The organism is Amycolatopsis sp. MEPSY49 (genome assembly GCF_051337345.1).
GTDB lineage: Bacteria > Actinomycetota > Actinomycetes > Mycobacteriales > Pseudonocardiaceae > Amycolatopsis.
This window is the reverse complement of the sequence record NZ_JBDLYJ010000013.1, coordinates 223,233-239,980: the sequence shown is the minus strand read 5'-3', so window position 1 is coordinate 239,980 and position 16,748 is coordinate 223,233. Positions and strand designations below refer to the sequence as shown.

Below are 16,748 nucleotides of genomic sequence, written 5' to 3'. Positions count from 1 at the left end.
ACCGGACCCTAGCCGAGGGCTTGCTTCGCCCCCGGGTGCAGCGGGACCGGGTCGGTCTGCGGCGCCAGCTGCTTGGTGATCTCCTTCGCCGCCGGGTGGACCTTCGCCAGCTCCGCCTGCTTGTCGAAGATCAGCTTGGTGATCGCGCACGCGTTGCCCGCCGGGAAGTCCTCGCGCACCAGCAGCAGGTTGGGCACGACGACCGTCGGCACGTCCGACGGCTGCGCGTACGTGGCCGCCGGGATCACGCCCTGGGCGTAGACCTCGTTGACCTCCTTGAGCTTCGGCAGCAGCGGCGTGATGTCGACGAACTTCACCTTGTCCTTCAACGCCGTGGTGATGTCGGTGATCTGCGCGGTCGGCAGCCCGCCGGACCAGACGAGCCCGTCGAGCGTGCCGGCCTTCATGCCGTCCGCGGTCTTGGCGAGGTCGAGCCGCTGCGCCTGGACGTCGGTGTCCTTGAGGCCGGCCGCCTGCAGCAGCCGGTTCGCGATCACCTCGGTGCCCGACTTCGGCGAGCCCGTCGAGATCCGCTTGCCGCGCATGTCGGCGATCGAGTTGATGCCGGCGTCCGTCCGCACCAGGACCTGCGTCGAGTTCGGGTAGATCCGCGACAGCGCCTGGATCTTCTGCGGCTTGCCGTCGAAGGATCCCTTGCCCCGCACGGCGTCCGCCGCAGTGTCGGCGAGGGAGAACGCGACGTCGTAGGTGCCCGCCACCAGCTGCTGGATGTTCTGCACCGACGCGCCGGTCTCCGCCGCCGTCGCGCGCAGCTTGGTGTTGTTGCTGATCAGCTGGGCCAGCCCGCCGCCCAGCACGTAGTAGACGCCGCCGCTGTTGCCGGTGGCGATGGTGATCCGGCCTTCGCCCGCTTCGCAGGACTGGGTCCCGCTCGCGGCCGGTTGGTCGGTCTGCTGCTTCCCGCCGCAGCCCGTGACGGCCAGTGCCAGCACCGCGGCCGCGGCCAATGCGCGTTTCATGCTGTCCTCCTCTTGACGACGGCGTGGGCGAGCAGGGCGGCGGCGCCGAACGCGGCGCCGACCGCGATCGGCACCGGCTCCAGGTAGAGCAGGCACAGGGCGGCGGGCACGAACAGCAGCCGCACGGGCAGGCTGACCGGCCCGAACAGCCAGCCCCCGGTCACCACCGCGAGCGCCGCGACGGCCACCGCCGACACCGCCGCCACCCACAGGACGGTGAGGACGTCGGACTGCAGCAGCAGCGCGGCGCCGTTGTCGGTCAGCACGAAGGCGATCGGGACCAGGAACGCGGGCAGCGTGTACTTCCAGCACTGCCACATGGTTCCCAGCACCGAGCCGCCGGTGATGGCCGCGGACGCGACCGCGGCGAGCGCGGTCGGCGGCGTGACCTCGGAAAGCACGGCGTAGTAGAAGATGAACATCGCGCGCTCGGCGTCGGCCACCCCCAGCGTCTCCAGGGCCGGGCCGATCACCACCCACGCGATGATGAAGCTGGCGGTGACCGGCACCGCGAGCCCGAGCACGCCGACCGCGACGGCCGAAAGCAGCACGGTCAGGATGAGGATCAGCGTGCCGTTGTCGGTGAGCGCGCCGGCCAGTTCCACCAGCGCGTCCGCGAGTTCCAGGCCGAGCCCGGTCTTGGTGATGGTCGAGGTGATCACGCCGGCCGCCGCGCACACCGCGATCACCGGCAGCGCCCCGCGCACGCCGGCCGAGAGCGCGTCGACCATGTCCTTCGCCCACCCGCGCACGTCGTGGCGCCGGGCGATGAGCGCGAAGAGCGCGGCCACGCCGGTGGCGTAGACGACCGCGGCGAACGGCGGGATGTCCAGGGCCAGGAACACGACGATGATCGCCAGCGACAGGAAGTGGTAACCGCCGCGCAGCAGCAGCTTCCACGGGTCGCCGTGCGGGACGTCGACGGGCTCGGCTTCGAAGCGCCGCGCGTCGGCTTCCATCGCGAAGACGATCCCCAGGTAGTACAGCAGCGTCGGCACGGTCGCCCAGATCAGCACGGTCAGGTACGACGTCTGCAGGTACTCGGCGATGATGAACGCGGCGGCGCCCAGCGTCGGCGGCGACAGGATGGCCCCGATGCCGGACGCGGCGAGCAGCCCGCCCGCGTTTTCCTTGGGGTAGCGGGCTTTCTTGAGGATCGGCCAGGTGATCGAGCCGAGGCTGACGGCGGTCGCGGTGCCCGAGCCCGAGACCGTGCCGAGCAGGAATCCCGACAGGACGGTGGTCCGGCCGGGCGCCGTCCGCGACTTGCGGAAGGCGGCGAAGGAGATGTCCACGAAGAACTGCCCGGCGCCGGAAGCGTTCAGGACGGCGCCGTAGAGGGTGAACAGCACGATGTAGCTGCCCGCGACGTCGAGTGGGGTGCCGTAGAAGCCGCTCGCGTCGTTGTAGAGCGCGTTGACGATCTGGCTGAAGTCGATGCCCGCGTGGGCGATGCCCCAGTTCTGCGGGAGGTAGCCGCCGTAGTAGGCGTAGGCGAGGAAGAGCAGGCAGACGATCGGCAGCACCAGCCCGGTCGTCCGGCGGGTGGCTTCGAGGATCAGCACGAGCAGCAGCGCGCCGGCCACGACGTCCAGCGGGGACAGGGTGCCCTGCCGGTTCAGGAAGTCGTCGTACCCGACGAGCACGGGGTAGAGGCCGACGGCGAGGGCGATGGCCGCCAGGGCCCAGTCGGTCCAGCCGGGATCGTCACGGCCGCGCAGCCGCGGGCGGTAGCAGAGGAAGACCAGCGGCAGCGTCACGCCGAGGAAGAGCACGAGGTAGAACTGGTTGCCCTTGGCGAAGGGGAAGAACACCTGCTTGAGCACCAGCACGGCGACGGCCAGCGCGACGAAGTAGACGATCCGGTCGGGGACGCGGGAGAGGGTGCGCGCCGGGCGTTCTTCGTCGTGCTCGGCGGCGATTTCGGCGGGGGAGTCGCGTTCCACCGGCTCGGTCGTCACCCGGCCACGGTACGGTGTCGCGGATCACACCGAAAGCGGCAATTCGATCACCGCCCCCGAAGCGACGTGAATGACTCATTCATGTCGTCTGGCGACATGAATGAGTCATTCACGTCAGAGCACCTCAGCCGTTGGCGGCGATGTCCGCGAGCACCGCGGCGATCGTCCGCACCGGGACGCCCGTGCCGCCCTTGCCGGTGTAGCCCCACGGCGAACCGGTGTTGAACGACGGGCCCGCGATGTCGATGTGGACCCAGTCGAGGCCGTCGGCGACGAACTCGCGCAGGAAGATCCCGGCCGCGAGCATGCCGCCCCAGCGGTGGCCCGTCACGTTGGCCAGGTCGGCCAGCCGCGAGTCGAGGTCGGCGCGCAGCTCCTCCGGCAGCGGCATCGGCCAGCCGTTCTCACCGGTGGCCTGCATGATCGCGGCGACGCGGTCGCGGAAGTCGTCCGAGCCCATCACGCCCGCGGTGCGGTTGCCGAGCGCGACGACCTGGGCGCCGGTCAGCGTCGAGGTCTCGATCAGGTAGTCCGGGTTCTCCTCGGCCGCGCGGACCATCGCGTCGACCAGGACGAGCCGGCCTTCGGCGTCGGTGTTGAGGACCTCGACGGTCTTGCCGCCGTACATGGTCAGCACGTCGCCCGGGCGGTACGACGTCCCGGACGGCAGGTTCTCCGCCAGCGGGATGTGCGCGACGACCTCCAGCGGGTACTTGAGCTTCGCGGCCAGCACGACCGAGGCGAGCACGCCGGCCGCGCCGGACATGTCCGAGGTCATGTGGTCCATGTTCGCGGCGGGCTTGAGCGAGATGCCGCCCGAGTCGAACGTGATGCCCTTGCCGACCAGCGCGACCTTCTTGGCGGCCTTGGCCGGCTTGTAGCCGATGCGCACGAGCCGCGGCTGGCGGGACGAGCCGCCGCCGACGCCGAGGATGCCGCCGAAGCCCTTGCGCTTCAACGCCTTCTCGTCGAGGACCTCGAACTCGAGGCCGTTGTCCTCGGCCAGCTTCTTCGCGCGGTCGGCGAAGGAGGCCGGGTAGAGGTCGTTCGGCGGGGTGTTGATGAGGTCGCGGGCGGTGAGGACGGCCTCGGCGATCGAGCCGGCCGCCTTCAGCGTCGCCTTGTGCTCGCGGGCGGTGCCGCCGGACGGGCTCGCGAAGTCGACCTTCGCGACCGGCGCGTCGCCCTTCTCCGAGCGGTAGGCGGTGAAGACGTACGAGCCGAGGACCGTGCCCTCGACGGCGGCCTGCAGGTCGAGCTCCGACAGCGTCACGAACGCGCGGTCGGTGCCGGCCAGCGCGCGGCCGGCGGCGCCCGCGGCGCGGCGGACCTGCTCCGGGGTGACGCCGTCGCCGGCCTTGCCCAGGCCGACGGCCAGCACGACACCGGCCGCCAGCTTGCCCAGCGTCGGGATCTTGACGACCTCTTCGGCCTTGCCGCTCGCGCCGAGGGTGGCGAGCAGGCCGGCGAGCCGGCCGTCGAAGGCGGCGTCCACGGCGGCGGCGCCGTCGGCGAGAAGCGGGCCGTCCTCGCCGGCCAGGGTGCCGATGACGACCACGTCGGCGCGCGTCTTGGCCAGTGCCTCCCCGGTGTTGTCGGACAGGGCGAGCTTAGGCACGGTCACTTCTGGCTCCTCGCGCGTTCGCGGTGGTACCGGGCGCCGGCCCGGTCGGGATCGTGAGCCATGCTAATGACGACGGAAGCAGCGGTGAACAGAGGGCGAGGAGGGCCGCGTGCGGCTGGGCGGTGGGCTGCTGGTGGCGCTGGCGGCCGGAGCGGCGGGCGCGGGCTGGTGGCTGCTGGCCGGGCTGGTGCTGGCGGCGGTCGCCGCGGGGGTGACGGCCGGGGTCCCGGAACCGGGGGAGGCCCTGGTCGACCGGGTCGTCGTGGCGGTGGCCCGGCTGGCCGAGGTGACGGTCTACGCGATCGCGTTCGGCGCCTACGTCTTCCCCGCGCACCGTGAACTCGCGGCCGCCGCGTTCGTCGTGGTGGTCGCCGGCGCGGGGTTCGCGGGGCTGAAGATCCCGACCTTCGTCGTACGGATCGCGGGCGGGCTGCTGCTCGTCGCCGGGCTCGTGCTGGTCGCGCTGTGCGTGGCCGTGCCGCCGGTGGCGACCGCGGGCGGCGGCCCGCAGCCGCCGGACTTCGCGGGCGTGCTCGTCGCCGCGGTGGTGTTCCTGCCGTTCCTGCGCCCGGAAAGGCGGGAGTACGCCGGGTGGCGCGTGCTGCTGCTCGGCGCCGTCGCGGTGCTGACCGCGTTCGCCGCGCTCTACCAGCTCGGCGCGGTCCGGCTGGGGTTGTCCCTGACGTCCTTACGAGACCTGCTTTCCGCCGCCGACGCGGATTCCCTGCAGCCGGTGCTCACCGTCGTCGCGGTGGTCGCGACCGTGGTGCCCGCGCTCGCCGCCGGCGCCGGCGTCCGCGAGCGGACCGGGGTGCGCGGGCTCGCGGGCGTCGCCGTCGCCGCGGTGGCCGCGTACTTCCTGCCGGCGCTGCCCGTGCTAGTCCTCGCCGGGTTGGCGACCGTGATCGAGCTGCTACTGGGCGTACGCGCGCGCAGGTACAGTGGGTCACGTGAGTGATCGACGCTGGCGGCCGGGGGAGACCGTGGTCGAACGCTTCCACCGCCCCGACGGCTCGATCGGCCAGGTCCACCCGCTGCGCGTCCTCGAAGACGACGGCCGCGTCCTGCTGGCCTGGCTCCCGGCGGGTACCCCGATCGTCGGCAGCAGGCTCGCCGACGGCCGCCTGATGCGGGACGCCCCGCTGGACCAGCGGTTCCGCATCCCGCGCGTGCCGGTGCCGGACCTCTGGCACGGCGCGTCGACGCTGCGCCGGATCCCCGAAGACGAGTGGTCGTCGGTCTGGTGGTTCTTCGACCTCGAAGGCCGGTTCAAGAACTGGTACGTCAACCTGGAGATCCCGCTGGGCCGCACCCCGGGCGCGGTCGACCGGATCGACGGCGTGCTCGATGTCGTCGTCGAGCCCGACGGCACGTGGCGCTGGGACGACGAGGACGAGGCCGAGGCCGCCATCGAGGTCGGCCGCCTGACGCTCGAGCAGTTCGACCGGCTGCGCGCGGAGGGCGAGCGGATCGGCGCGCTGGCGGAGCGCGGCGCCTACCCGTTCGACGGCACGGACACCGACTTCCGCCCGGACGAAGGGTGGCCGGCGCCGCGGCTGCCGGCGGAGCTCAGCCCGCGGTCAGGAAGAGGACCAGCGCCAGCACCGCGTTGACGACCGCGAGGATGACGACCGACTTCGTCGGGATCACCGCCGGGAACACCTTCTTGCCGTGGATGCTCCGCCACCACACGATGCCGAAGACACCGGCGACGAGGCCGAGGAAGCCGCCGAAGCCGCTGCTGAGCACGGCCCAGCCGACCATGCCGAGCAGGCCGACGCCGAACGTCAGCAGCACCGCGGTGACGAACGTCTTGACGTCGGCCCCGCCGGTCTTGGGCCGGGGCACCGGCTGCGTGGAGTAGCTCACGCCGTCATCCTAGAGTCATCGCGGCGCGGGCGCGGCGGACCCGCGAACAGTGGGACTTCCGACTAACGCGCCTCCGACCAAGCGGTATCGTCTAGCCATGACGACCACGACGCAGTTCGCCCATGTCCCGCACCCGAGTCCTGCGAGCGCGGACCGTGTCGCGGAGGTACTCGAGAAGCCCGGTTTCGGGTTGTACTTCACCGACCACATGGTGACCGTCAAGTGGTCGAAGGCCGACGGTTGGCACGATGCCCAGGTCGGCCCCTACGCCCCGTTCACCCTCGACCCGGCGACGTCGGTGCTGCACTACGGCCAGGCGATCTTCGAGGGTCTGAAGGCCTACCGCCAGCCGGACGGCACGATCGCGTCGTTCCGCCCGGACGCCAACGCCGCGCGGTTCCGGCAGTCGGCCGAGCGGCTCGCCATGCCGCAGCTGCCGGAGGAGGTCTTCGTCGAGTCGCTGCGGGAGCTCATCGCCGTCGACGGCCGGTGGGTGCCCACCCGGCAGGGGGATTCCCTCTACCTGCGGCCGTTCATGATCTCGACGTCCACCGGGCTCGGCGTCAACAGCCCGGCCGCCGACTACGTGTACACGGTCATCGCGTCCCCGGCGGGCTCGTACTTCTCCGGCGGCGTGAAGCCGGTGAGCGTCTGGCTGTCGACGGAGTACGTCCGCGCGGCGCCCGGCGGCACCGGCGCGGCGAAGTGCGCCGGCAACTACGCGGCGTCGTTCGTGGCGCAGGCGCAGGCCGTCGAAAAGGGCTGCGACCAGGTGGTCTGGCTCGACGCCGTCGAGCGGCGCTGGGTCGAGGAGATGGGCGGGATGAACCTGTTCTTCGTCTTCGGCTCCGGCGAGAACGCCCGGGTGGTCACGCCCGAGCTGACCGGCTCGCTGCTGCCCGGTGTCACGCGCAAGTCGTTGCTGCAGCTGGCTTCGCGGCTCGGGTACAAGGTCGAGGAGCGCCGGATCTCCACCGACGAGTGGGAGAAGGCGTCGGCCTCGGGCGAGCTGACCGAGACGTTCGCGTGCGGCACGGCGGCGGTGATCACGCCGGTCGGGCACGTCAAGCACGGAGGTGGCGAGTTCACGATCGCCGACGGCCAGCCGGGTTCGCTCACCATGAAGCTGCGTGAAGAGCTGACGGGGATCCAGGAGGGCACCCACCCGGACGTCGACCACTGGATGGTCCCGCTCGGCTGACCGCGTGAAAAGGGCCCCGCACTTCCGGTGCGGGGCCCTTTTGCGGGCGCTCAGGTGGCGGTGGCCGGGATGACCGGGCCGGAGACGCCGGCCTGGTCGTGGGTCGCGGTCTCGGCCAGGACGCGGGCCGCCATCATCAGCAGCGGCAGGGCCGTGACCGCGCCGGTGCCTTCGCCCAGGCGGACGTCCAGTTCCAGCAGCGGGCCCAGGTCCAGGTGCTCCAGGGCGAGGGCGTGCGCGGGTTCGGCGGTCCGCTGCCCGGCGACCCACCAGCGGCGCGCGCCCGGCGCGAGGTCCTCGGCGACCAGGGCCGCGGCGCACGCGACGAGCCCGTCGAGCACCACCGGTGTCCGGCGGACCGCGGCCTGCGCCAGGAACCCGGCCATGGCGGCGATGTCGGCGCCCGCCGTCGTGCGCAGCAGGGCGACCGGGTCGGCCAGGACCGCGCGGGCCCGGCGCAGCGCGTCGCGCACCGCGGCGGCCTTGCGCATCCAGGCGTCGTCGTCGATGCCGGAGCCGCGGCCGACCACCGCGACCGGCTCGCTGCCGGTCAGCGCGGCCACCAGCACCGACGCCGGCGTGCTGTTGCCGATCCCGAGGTCGCCGGGGATGAGCAGGTCGGCGCCGCCGTCGACTTCGGCGTCGGCGATCGCGATCCCGGCGCGGATCGCCTGCTTCGCCTCGTCGGCGGTCAGGGCGTCCTCGACGTCGATGGAGCCGGAGCCGCGGCGGACCTTGAACTCGCCGATCGAGCGGGTGGCGGGTGCTTCGGTGTCGACGGCCATGTCGACCACGCGGACGCTCGCCCCCGCGGCGGCGGCCAGCACGTTGATCGCCGCGCCGCCGGTCAGCATGGTGCCGAGCAGCTGCCCGGTGACCTCGGCGGGATAGGCGGACACGCCCTTCGCGGCGACGCCGTGGTCGCCGGCGAAGACGATCACGCGCGGGCGGGTGAACGGCCGCGGCGGCGACTGGCCCTGGCAGGCCGCGATCCAGACGCCCAGCTCTTCGAGCCTGCCGAGCGACCCGGCCGGCTTGACCAGCTTGTCGTGCAGCGCGATCGCGTCGGACCGGGCGTGGTCGTCGGGCGGGGTGATCTCGGGGAACTCGATGCTGTCCGGCTCCACACCAGGCCCTTTCTCGTGCACGGCAGCGCTCATGACAACGCTGTGGCCAACCTACCGGCAGCGCGGCGGCCCCCGGCGGCGGCGGGTCGCCTCGGAACGACGTGAATGACTCATCCATGTCGTCAGGCGACAGGAATGAGTCATTCACGACATCGGGTGCGGCGGCGGGGGAGGTGCGCGGTGGAGGCGGGTGGCGGAGGCGAGGACGCGGCCGCGGGGAGGCGCGCGGCCGCGGCCTCGCCGGCGCGCGGCCGGTAGTCTCGCGGCTCGTGGAGACGACGGCGGCCGCGGTGGTGCTGGCCAGCGGCGCGGGCACCCGCGTCGGGGCGAAGCTGAACAAGGTCTACCTGCCCCTGGCCGGGCGGCGCGTCGTCGCCTGGTCGCTGGACGCCTTCAGGCGCGTCCCCGGCATCGGCGTGCTCGTGCTCGTGATCCGGCCGCAGGACCGGGAACTCGCCGACGAGGTGGCCGGCGACGACGTCGAGATCGTGCCCGGCGGGGACACGCGCCAAGCCTCCGAGCTCAACGCCCTGCGCCACCTCGCCCCGAGAATTGCGGGCGGCCGGGTCGACGCCGTGCTGCTGCACGACGCGGCCCGGCCGCTGGTCCACTCCGAGCTGATCGGCACGGTACTGACCCGGACNCGACGAGGTGGCCGGCGACGACGTCGAGATCGTGCCCGGCGGGGACACGCGCCAAGCCTCCGAGCTCAACGCCCTGCGCCACCTCGCCCCGAGAATTGCGGGCGGCCGGGTCGACGCCGTGCTGCTGCACGACGCGGCCCGGCCGCTGGTCCACTCCGAGCTGATCGGCACGGTACTGACCCGGACACGCGAGGACGGGGGGGCTGTGCCGGGCCTGGCCGCCGACGACGTCGTCGGAGTGGATGCCGGGCACCTGGTCGCCCAGGTGCCCGGCGCGATCCGAGTCCAGACGCCTCAGGGCTTCCGGGCCGGACCGCTGCTCGAGGCCTACGAACAGGCCGAGCGTGCGGGCTTCGTGGGTACGGACACTTCGTCGTGCATGGAGCGGTTCTCCTCCCTGCCGATCCGGTGGGTCCCGGGTGCTCCCGAGAACCTCAAGATCACCTACCCCCACGACCTGGTGGTCGCGGAGCGGCTGCTCGCCCGCTGACTAGGCGCACGCGGGCGGGCCGCCACCGTCGTTCCCTTCGGTTTCCGTGGTGCCCGTCGGCCGGATCGTCACGTCGTGGCGCAGCTCCGGCGGGATGTGGCACTCCGGCTGTGGCCGCAGTGCCTGCAGCGGCGCGCCCGGCGTGCCGGGCTCCGCGAGGGTGAGCACCGCCCGCAGCGTCCAGACCGGGGTGGCGTGGTACTGCCACGTGACCACCTTCGGGCTGAACACGTCGGTGCCCGGGAACAAAGGCACGCGGTAGGCGCTCGCCCGGTGCTCGTCCCGCAGGACGATGACGTCCGCGCAGGTCGGCCACCGGTACACGGCCGCGTAGATCTCCGGGGCCTCGCGGCCGCCGAACAGGTGCAGCACCCACTTGCGGCGCCGGAGTTCCTCGAGGAGTTCCTCGAGGCCCTGGCCGCTGGAGCCGGTGTGAGGTGTGGGCGGGGACACACTTTCGAGGGTAACTTGCGTACTAGAGCGCCGTCCAGCACGTGTACTAGTACACCTGGGTGGTTCTGAACAGGTCTTTGTGGGAGACACCCTGGCGTGCTAGAACACTTGTGCGTGATGTCCGGCGTGAGGAGCCGCCTTGCCCACCCTCGACCGTCCTGAGCCGCCGTACCTGCAGATCGCGGGCCGCATCCGTGAGGACATCCTGTCCGGCCGGCTGCAGGAGGGCGACGCGGTGCCGTCCGCCCGCGAGATCGCGCGCACGTGGGCCGTCGCCATGGCGACGGCCACCAAGGTGCTCGCCACCCTCCGTTCGCAGGGCCTCGTGCGGCCGGTGCGCGGCGTCGGCACGGTCGTCGACCGCGGCGGCCTGCACCGCACGGCCCGCGACCGCACTGCCGCTTCGGGCCGCACGGGCCGGATCTACCCGCCCGGCCACTTCGCCGTGATCCGCTCGGCCGGCCTCGAGCCGGCGTCCGAGCGCGCCGCGGCCGCGCTGGGCCTGGAGGAGGGCGCCCCGGCGATCCGGCGGCGCCGTACCACCTACGGGCCGGATTCGCGGCCGCTGTCGACGTCGACGTCGTGGTTCGACGGCGCGCTGTCGGCCAAGGCGCCGGCGCTGCTGGTGCCCGAGCGGATCGTCGAAGGCACGCCGGCCCACGCGGCCGCGCGCCTGGGCACGAAGATCGCGACGACGCAGGAACGGCACGCGGCGGGCCGCGCGGGCGAGGAGGAGGCGGCCGAACTGGGGCTGCCCGCCGGGTCGCCGGTGCTGCTCGGCCGGAGCACCTTCCTGGCGGCCGACGGGACGGTCGTCGAGTACGGTGAGTCCGCCGCCTTGCCCGACCACTGGGTTTTCTACGAGTACACGACTGAGGACGGCGAATGAAGCACATCCACGCGGGCAAGGTCCGTGACCTGTACGAACTCGACGGCGGGGACATCCTGCTCGTCGCGTCCGACCGCGTCTCGGTCTACGACGTTTCGCTGCCGACGCCGATCCCGGACAAGGGTGCGCTGCTCAACCAGCTGTCGGCGTGGTGGTTCGAGCGGATGGCCGGCGTGGTCCCGAACCACGTGGTCTCGACGACGGACGTGCCGGCCGAGTTCGCCGGCCGCGCGACGCGCTGCAAGCCGCTGAAGATGGTCCAGGTCGAGTGCATCGCGCGCGGCTACCTGGCCGGCCTGGGCCTGCGCGAGTACCAGCGCGACGGCAAGATCTCCGGCGTCGCGCTGCCGCCGGGCCTGGTCGAGGGCGACAAGCTGCCGGAGCCGATCTTCACGCCGACGACGAAGATCTCCGACACCGGCCACGACGAGTTCATGACCTTCGACGAGGTGCTGAACGAGATCGGCGAAGACACCGCGAAGCGGCTTCGCGAGCTGACGCTGGAGATCTACACGAAGGGCGCGGAACACGCTGCCGAGCAAGGCGTGATCATCGCGGACACGAAGCTGGAGTTCGGCTTCGACGCCGACGGCACGCTGACCCTCGGCGACGAGGTCCTGACGTCGGACTCGTCGCGGTTCTGGCCGGCCGACGAGTGGGAGCCGGGCCGCCCGCAGCACGCGTTCGACAAGCAGTTCGTCCGCGACTGGTCGCTGACGACCGGCTGGGACAAGACCCCGCCCGGGCCGGAGATCCCCGCGGAGATCGTCGAGCAGACGCGGCGGCGCTACACGGAGGTCTACGAGCGGATCACCGGGAAGACCTGGGTCCGTGGGTGATTACGACCCCTACAAGCTGATCGACGAGGTCGAGACGCTGCTGGTGTCGCACGGCCTCGCGCCGGCGCGCGTGCCCGGGCGAGGAGGCGACCGGCTGGCGGGTGCCAGCCGCCTCCTGCGCGGGTTCGGGCTGCAGCCCCGGCTGGCCCCGGAGGACGCGTTCGAGTTCGACGTGCCGTTCCAGGGCCGGATCAACCAGGACTAGGGGCTCTTGGTCAGGCTCGCGTCGCGCTCGACGACGTCGCCGAGGACGTCGTCGATGGCCTTCAGCAGGTCGGCGTCGAGCTTCTTGCCGGCAGCCTTGACGTTCTCGTGCACCTGCTCCGGGCGCGAAGCCCCGATGATCGCCGAAGCGACGTTCGGGTTCTGCAGCACCCACGCGACGGCCAGCTGCGCGAGCGAGAGGCCGGCCTGCTTGGCGAGGGGCTCCAGCTCGGCGACGCGCTTGAGGACGGTCTCGTCGAGGAAGCGGGCGACCATGTTGGCGCCGCCCTTCTCGTCGGTGGCGCGCGAGCCGGCGGGGTAGTCCTGACCGGGCTTGTACTTGCCGGTGAGCACGCCCTGCGCGATCGGCGACCAGACGATCTGGCTGAGACCTTCGCGCTCCGAGGCCGGGATGACCTGGTCCTCGATGACGCGCCAGAGCATGTTGTACTGCGGCTGGTTGGAGACGAAGGGGATCCTCAGCTCGCGGGCGAGGGCGGCCCCGCGGCTGATCTGCTCGGCGGTCCACTCCGAGACGCCGACGTAGAGCACCTTGCCCTGGCGGACGAGGTCGGCGAAGGCGAGCATGGTCTCTTCGAGCGGGACGGTCCGGTCGAACCGGTGCGCCTGGTAGAGGTCGACGTAGTCGGTGCCGAGCCGCTTCAGGGACGCGTTCGCGGACTCCATGATGTGCTTGCGGGACAGGCCCTTGTCGTTGGGGCCCTTGGGGCCGGTGGGCCAGAAGACCTTGGTGAAGATCTCCAGGCTTTCCCGCCGCTGGCCCTTCAGGCCGCGGCCCAGGACGGACTCCGCCGCGGTGTTCGCGTAGACATCAGCGGTGTCGAACGTTGTTATGCCGGCGTCGAGCGCGGCTTTGATGCAGGCGTGCGCCTGGTCTTCCTCGACCTGGGAACCGTGGGTGAGCCAGTTCCCGTACGAGATCTCACTGACGTTGAGGCCACTGCGGCCGAGACGACGAAACTCCATGGGCTCAGCCTAGGCGGTAATCGTTTGCTTTGCTAACGACCCTGGAGTGACTCCAGCCTCGCGCCCGGCTTCCCGAGTGACGTGAATGACTCATTCATGTCACCAGACGACATGAATGAGTCATTCACGTCGTTTCAGCCGGGCCCCGGACAGCAAGAAGCCGGGTGGAGGCTCGCTCCACCCGGTTTCTCGAAACCAGCTCAGTTCGGGATCGGGTCCCCCGGCTTCAGCCGCGGCTTGGGCACCCGCAGCCGCCGGATCTGGGACGCCCGCACGAACGCGTACCACCCGATCGACCGGCCGCTCACCGTTTCCTTCGGGAACCTCTCCCGCGCCAGCTTCGCGATCTTGCGCCCGTTCACGAAACCCTCGATGGCCATCACCAGCAGCAGCGCCGTGCACAGCAGCGTGATGTACGACTGCACCTGGGGCATCGGCACCAGCAGCGCCAGGAACACCAGGATCGCCAGCGGCATGAACAGGCCCAGCAGGTTGCGCCGCGTGTCGACCAGGTCGCGGACGTACGCCTTGACCGGCCCGCGGTCGCGGGGGAGCAGGTACTTGTCGTCGCCCGCCATCATGCGGTCGCGGCGGAGCTTGGCCGCCGCGCGGCGGTCTTCCTTCGTCTGCGGGTTCGACTTGCGCAGTTCCTTGTTGCGCTTCATCGCCTCGCGCATGGTGGTCGGCGGCGGCGCCACCGGGCCGCGTCGCTTCGCCTCGGCCTCACGGCGCTTCGGCGTAGCCTTGCCCTTACCGGGCGTGTACGCCTTGCCGCCGACGTCGACGGCGTCGGCTGCCTCCGGCTCGTCGGCGGCGTTGTCTGTGGTGCTTCGGCGCAGGAACCTCACGTCATCAGGGTATTGCAGGCGTCACGCCGCCGTTCACCAGGTCGATCGATGTGCGACCATGGTGGGGGAACAGATCGGACGCTCCGGGTGTTGAAGACGTCAGCACGAGGAGTATCCGCAGCGAGTTCGACTTAGAGGGAGTGCCATGACGACCGCTGAGCACGCCGGCGCGACGCAGGCCGAGACCGCCGAGGAGACCCACGGCGTCACGTTGACCGACGCCGCGGCTTCCAAGGCGAAGGCCCTGCTCGAGCAGGAGGGCCGCGACGACATGCACCTGCGCATCGCCGTCCAGCCCGGTGGTTGCGCGGGCCTGCGCTACCAGCTGTTCTTCGACGAGCGCACGCTCGACGGCGACCTGTTCCGCGACTTCGACGGCCTCAAGGTGGCGGTCGACCGGATGAGCGCCCCGTACGTGTCGGAAGCCGTCATCGACTTCGTGGACACGATCGAGAAGCAGGGCTTCACGATCGACAACCCGAACGCGACGGGCTCCTGCGCCTGCGGCGACTCGTTCCACTGAGTCAAGCGTGAGAAAGGCCCCGCTCCCCGGAAGGGAGGCGGGGCCTTCTTCGTTTCTGCGGACTACACGTAGGCGTCGAGCTCCGCGACCTGGGCGTGGCACGCCTCGTCGACCTCCCACGGACTGGCCGTGACGAAGGCGGGCGGACGGCTCTCGGCCTGCAGGGTCGCCGGGATGAGCGCGCAGTCGGCGATCAGCTCGGACAGGGTCTCGGGTTCGGTGACGGCGTTCACGATTCGTAACGCTATTGATCCGCTCTCGACTGGAGAAGGAGTACCAGCCGGTAGTGTCGGCTGGGCGCGCGCGAACTACCCGGTTGGGTCATGACCCGGGGGTAACTTCGCGCCTTTTGCCGTGAGGTCGAGCACAAAGGAGCAGCCGGTGGCAGACAGGGCCAGGATCGCGGTGTCCGGCAGTATCGCAACCGACCACCTCATGCATTTCCCGGGCAGGTTCGCGGAGCAGCTGGTCGCCGAGCAGCTGCACCGGGTCTCGCTGAGCTTCCTCGCCGACGACCTCGTGGTCCGCCGCGGCGGCATCGGCGCGAACATCGCCTTCGGCCTCGGGGTGCTCGGCGTGCAGCCGGTGCTCGTGGGCGCCGTCGGCGCCGACTTCGCGGACTACCGCTCCTGGCTGGAGCGGCACGGCGTCGACACGTCCGGCGTGCACGTGTCGGAAGTCGCGCACACCGCGCGGTTCGTCTGCACGACCGATGAGGACCTCTGCCAGATCGCGACGTTCTACGCCGGCGCGATGGCCGAGTCCCGCAACATCGAGCTGCAGCCCATCGCCGAGCGCGCCGGCGAGCTCAGCCTGGTGCTGATCAGCCCGGACGACCCCGAGGGCATGGTCCGCCACGCCGAGGAGTGCCGCCAGCGCGGCTACGCGTTCGCCGTCGACCCGTCGCAGCAGCTGGCCCGGATGACCGGCGAGCAGGCGCGCGCGTTCGTCGCCGGCGCGAAGTACCTGTTCAGCAACGACTACGAGTGGGAGCTGCTGCTCCAGAAGACCGGCTGGACCGAGGCCGACGTCCTCGACCAGGTCGGCCTGCGGATCACGACGCTGGGCGAGAAGGGCGTCGAGATCGTCGGCAAGGACGGCGTCGCCCTGCAGATCGGCGCGGTCCCCGAGCGCGCGAAGGCCGACCCGACGGGCGTCGGCGACGGCTTCCGCGCGGGCTTCCTGGCCGGCCTCGACGGCGGCCTGAACGTCGAGCGCGCGGCCCAGCTGGGCTCGCTGATCGCGGTGCTGGTCCTGGAGACGGTCGGCACGCAGGAGTGGACGTTCGACCGCGCCGACGCCCTGGCCCGCATCGGCGAGGCCTTCGGCCCGGACGCGGCGGACGAGATCTCGGTGGTCCTGCCCGCCTGACGCCCGCCGGTCGTGAGGGGGAACCAGGGTTCTAACCCTGGCTCCCGCTCACGACCAGCCGGGCCAGCTCGGCCGGGCGGGAGACGTGCGGGCAGTGCCCGGCGTCGAGCCGGACCGGCTCGACGCCCAGCCGTTCGCGTGCCGCCCGGGCCATCCACTCCGCCCGCAGCGTGCGGTCGGCGGTGGGCACCACGACCGTCGACGGGATCGACGGCGCCCGTCCCGCCCGCTGCGCGGGCAGCACCGCAGGGTGGAACAACCGCAGCGTGCCGTGCGCCCAGGCGCGCACCTCGGCGGCGCAGTCGTGGAAGAGGAACCGGTCGGCCAGCGCCGGGTCGCGGGTGGGGTCCACGCCGGCCCACTCCGGGTGGAAGAGCTCCGTGACGCCGGCCGCGACCTCCTCGGCCAGGCTCCGGCCGCCCGGGAAGTCGGGGATGTAGGCGCCCACCCACACCAGCCGTGAGGCGCCGAGCGCCGCGCCGATCGCCGGGAGCAGCACTCCGCTGCCGGAATGCGCGACGACGACCGGCCGCTCCAGCACCGGCAGCTGCCGCCGCACCAGGGCGGGGAAGTCGGTGCCGTCGCCGTCGAGGAGGTCGACCGCGAACGTCCGGTGGCCCGCCAGCTCCCGCTCCAGCAGCGCCCAGCCGCCGGGTCCCTGCGTCGTTCCGTGCACCAGCACGAAGTCCACTTCGACCACCCCCGAAAAGCGTCGAAGCCACCCTACGGACGCAGGGT

General features: G+C 71.7%; 18 protein-coding genes and 2 pseudogenes. 10 read left to right on the top strand and 10 right to left on the bottom strand.

All coding sequences use genetic code 11. From position 1 onward, the window contains the following. Positions 1 to 8: 8 nt before the first annotated feature. The 3 genes from ABFJ78_RS40845 to ABFJ78_RS40835 form a co-directional block, all read right to left on the bottom strand. Entirely contained in the window at positions 9 to 980 is a 972-nt protein-coding gene (locus ABFJ78_RS40845) for a TAXI family TRAP transporter solute-binding subunit (RefSeq protein ID WP_436392842.1), read from the bottom strand. After that, the gene (locus ABFJ78_RS40840; protein ID WP_436392841.1) at positions 977 to 2,941 is read right to left on the bottom strand and encodes a TRAP transporter permease; all 1,965 of its coding nucleotides are present in this window, start codon (positions 2,939 to 2,941) and stop codon (positions 977 to 979) included. The genes ABFJ78_RS40845 and ABFJ78_RS40840 overlap by 4 nt, the downstream gene beginning before the upstream one ends. 124 nt (positions 2,942 to 3,065) lie before the next feature. Then, on the bottom strand, positions 3,066 to 4,565 hold the full coding sequence (locus tag ABFJ78_RS40835) for a leucyl aminopeptidase (protein ID WP_436392840.1): 1,500 nt from the start codon (positions 4,563 to 4,565) through the stop codon (positions 3,066 to 3,068). Between the two features lie 109 nt (positions 4,566 to 4,674). On the opposite strand from ABFJ78_RS40835, the gene ABFJ78_RS40830 reads away from it, so the two are divergent. Both ABFJ78_RS40830 and ABFJ78_RS40825 read left to right on the top strand, forming a co-directional pair. Then, positions 4,675 to 5,523 carry a hypothetical protein gene (locus tag ABFJ78_RS40830; RefSeq protein WP_436392839.1) on the top strand — a complete coding sequence of 283 codons (849 nt, stop codon included), beginning with the start codon at positions 4,675 to 4,677 and terminating at the stop codon, positions 5,521 to 5,523. Continuing rightward, positions 5,516 to 6,178, top strand: coding sequence for a DUF402 domain-containing protein (locus ABFJ78_RS40825; RefSeq protein ID WP_436392838.1), 663 nt, complete (start codon positions 5,516 to 5,518; stop codon positions 6,176 to 6,178). Before ABFJ78_RS40830 ends, ABFJ78_RS40825 begins: the two co-directional genes overlap by 8 nt. Here ABFJ78_RS40825 and ABFJ78_RS40820 read toward each other — a convergent pair. Continuing rightward, positions 6,135 to 6,434, bottom strand: a complete 300-nt coding sequence (locus tag ABFJ78_RS40820) for a hypothetical protein (protein WP_436392837.1) — start codon at positions 6,432 to 6,434, stop codon at positions 6,135 to 6,137. The two genes, ABFJ78_RS40825 and ABFJ78_RS40820, sit on opposite strands and share 44 nt — an antisense overlap. 97 nt (positions 6,435 to 6,531) lie before the next feature. Here ABFJ78_RS40820 and ABFJ78_RS40815 point away from each other — a divergent pair, with 97 nt between their 5' ends. Next, positions 6,532 to 7,635, top strand: a complete 1,104-nt coding sequence (locus ABFJ78_RS40815) for a branched-chain amino acid aminotransferase (RefSeq protein ID WP_436392836.1) — start codon at positions 6,532 to 6,534, stop codon at positions 7,633 to 7,635. A 50-nt stretch (positions 7,636 to 7,685) separates the two neighbouring features. Here the strand turns inward: ABFJ78_RS40815 and cobT are convergent, their stop codons facing one another. Then, a complete protein-coding gene (cobT, locus tag ABFJ78_RS40810) occupies positions 7,686 to 8,795 on the bottom strand; it encodes a nicotinate-nucleotide--dimethylbenzimidazole phosphoribosyltransferase (RefSeq protein ID WP_436392835.1) in 1,110 nt (369 codons plus the stop codon). A 257-nt stretch (positions 8,796 to 9,052) separates the two neighbouring features. On the opposite strand from cobT, the pseudogene ABFJ78_RS40805 reads away from it, so the two are divergent. Together ABFJ78_RS40805 and ABFJ78_RS40800 are read left to right on the top strand one after the other, a co-directional pair. After that, positions 9,053 to 9,361: pseudogene (locus ABFJ78_RS40805) on the top strand (IspD/TarI family cytidylyltransferase); the annotation flags it as partial. A gap of 46 nt (positions 9,362 to 9,407) precedes the next feature. Beyond that, a pseudogene (locus ABFJ78_RS40800) lies at positions 9,408 to 9,896 on the top strand (IspD/TarI family cytidylyltransferase); the annotation flags it as partial. Here the strand turns inward: ABFJ78_RS40800 and ABFJ78_RS40795 are convergent. Beyond that, entirely contained in the window at positions 9,897 to 10,349 is a 453-nt protein-coding gene (locus ABFJ78_RS40795; RefSeq protein WP_436392834.1) for a hypothetical protein, read from the bottom strand. Positions 10,350 to 10,488: 139 nt separating this feature from the next. Between ABFJ78_RS40795 and ABFJ78_RS40790 the strand changes: the two genes are divergently transcribed. From ABFJ78_RS40790 to ABFJ78_RS40780, 3 genes are read left to right on the top strand one after another with little or no spacing between them, the layout of a single operon-like run. Further along, positions 10,489 to 11,238, top strand: coding sequence for a GntR family transcriptional regulator (locus ABFJ78_RS40790; RefSeq protein ID WP_436392833.1), 750 nt, complete (start codon positions 10,489 to 10,491; stop codon positions 11,236 to 11,238). Next, the gene (locus tag ABFJ78_RS40785) at positions 11,235 to 12,077 is read left to right on the top strand and encodes a phosphoribosylaminoimidazolesuccinocarboxamide synthase (RefSeq protein WP_436392832.1); all 843 of its coding nucleotides are present in this window, start codon (positions 11,235 to 11,237) and stop codon (positions 12,075 to 12,077) included. The genes ABFJ78_RS40790 and ABFJ78_RS40785 overlap by 4 nt, the downstream gene beginning before the upstream one ends. Beyond that, positions 12,070 to 12,282 (top strand): hypothetical protein, encoded by a 213-nt coding sequence (locus ABFJ78_RS40780; RefSeq protein WP_400881360.1) that lies wholly within the window; start codon positions 12,070 to 12,072, stop codon positions 12,280 to 12,282. The genes ABFJ78_RS40785 and ABFJ78_RS40780 overlap by 8 nt, the downstream gene beginning before the upstream one ends. On the opposite strand, the gene ABFJ78_RS40775 is transcribed toward ABFJ78_RS40780, so the two are convergent. Next, a complete protein-coding gene (locus ABFJ78_RS40775; RefSeq protein WP_436392831.1) occupies positions 12,279 to 13,268 on the bottom strand; it encodes an aldo/keto reductase family protein in 990 nt (329 codons plus the stop codon). The two genes, ABFJ78_RS40780 and ABFJ78_RS40775, sit on opposite strands and share 4 nt — an antisense overlap. Before the next feature lie 200 nt (positions 13,269 to 13,468). Continuing rightward, entirely contained in the window at positions 13,469 to 14,116 is a 648-nt protein-coding gene (locus ABFJ78_RS40770; RefSeq protein ID WP_436392830.1) for a DUF3043 domain-containing protein, read from the bottom strand. A gap of 145 nt (positions 14,117 to 14,261) precedes the next feature. Between ABFJ78_RS40770 and ABFJ78_RS40765 the strand changes: the two genes are divergently transcribed. Continuing rightward, positions 14,262 to 14,639, top strand: coding sequence for a HesB/IscA family protein (locus tag ABFJ78_RS40765; protein WP_004562664.1), 378 nt, complete (start codon positions 14,262 to 14,264; stop codon positions 14,637 to 14,639). A 62-nt stretch (positions 14,640 to 14,701) separates the two neighbouring features. On the opposite strand, the gene ABFJ78_RS40760 is transcribed toward ABFJ78_RS40765, so the two are convergent. After that, positions 14,702 to 14,872, bottom strand: coding sequence for a hypothetical protein (locus ABFJ78_RS40760; protein WP_436392829.1), 171 nt, complete (start codon positions 14,870 to 14,872; stop codon positions 14,702 to 14,704). A 148-nt stretch (positions 14,873 to 15,020) separates the two neighbouring features. Here ABFJ78_RS40760 and ABFJ78_RS40755 point away from each other — a divergent pair, with 148 nt between their 5' ends. After that, positions 15,021 to 16,010, top strand: a complete 990-nt coding sequence (locus tag ABFJ78_RS40755) for a carbohydrate kinase family protein (RefSeq protein ID WP_436392828.1) — start codon at positions 15,021 to 15,023, stop codon at positions 16,008 to 16,010. 31 nt (positions 16,011 to 16,041) lie between these two features. Here ABFJ78_RS40755 and ABFJ78_RS40750 read toward each other — a convergent pair whose 3' ends face one another. Then, on the bottom strand, positions 16,042 to 16,701 hold the full coding sequence (locus tag ABFJ78_RS40750; protein ID WP_436392827.1) for an alpha/beta hydrolase: 660 nt from the start codon (positions 16,699 to 16,701) through the stop codon (positions 16,042 to 16,044). Between the last annotated feature and the right edge of the window lie 47 nt (positions 16,702 to 16,748).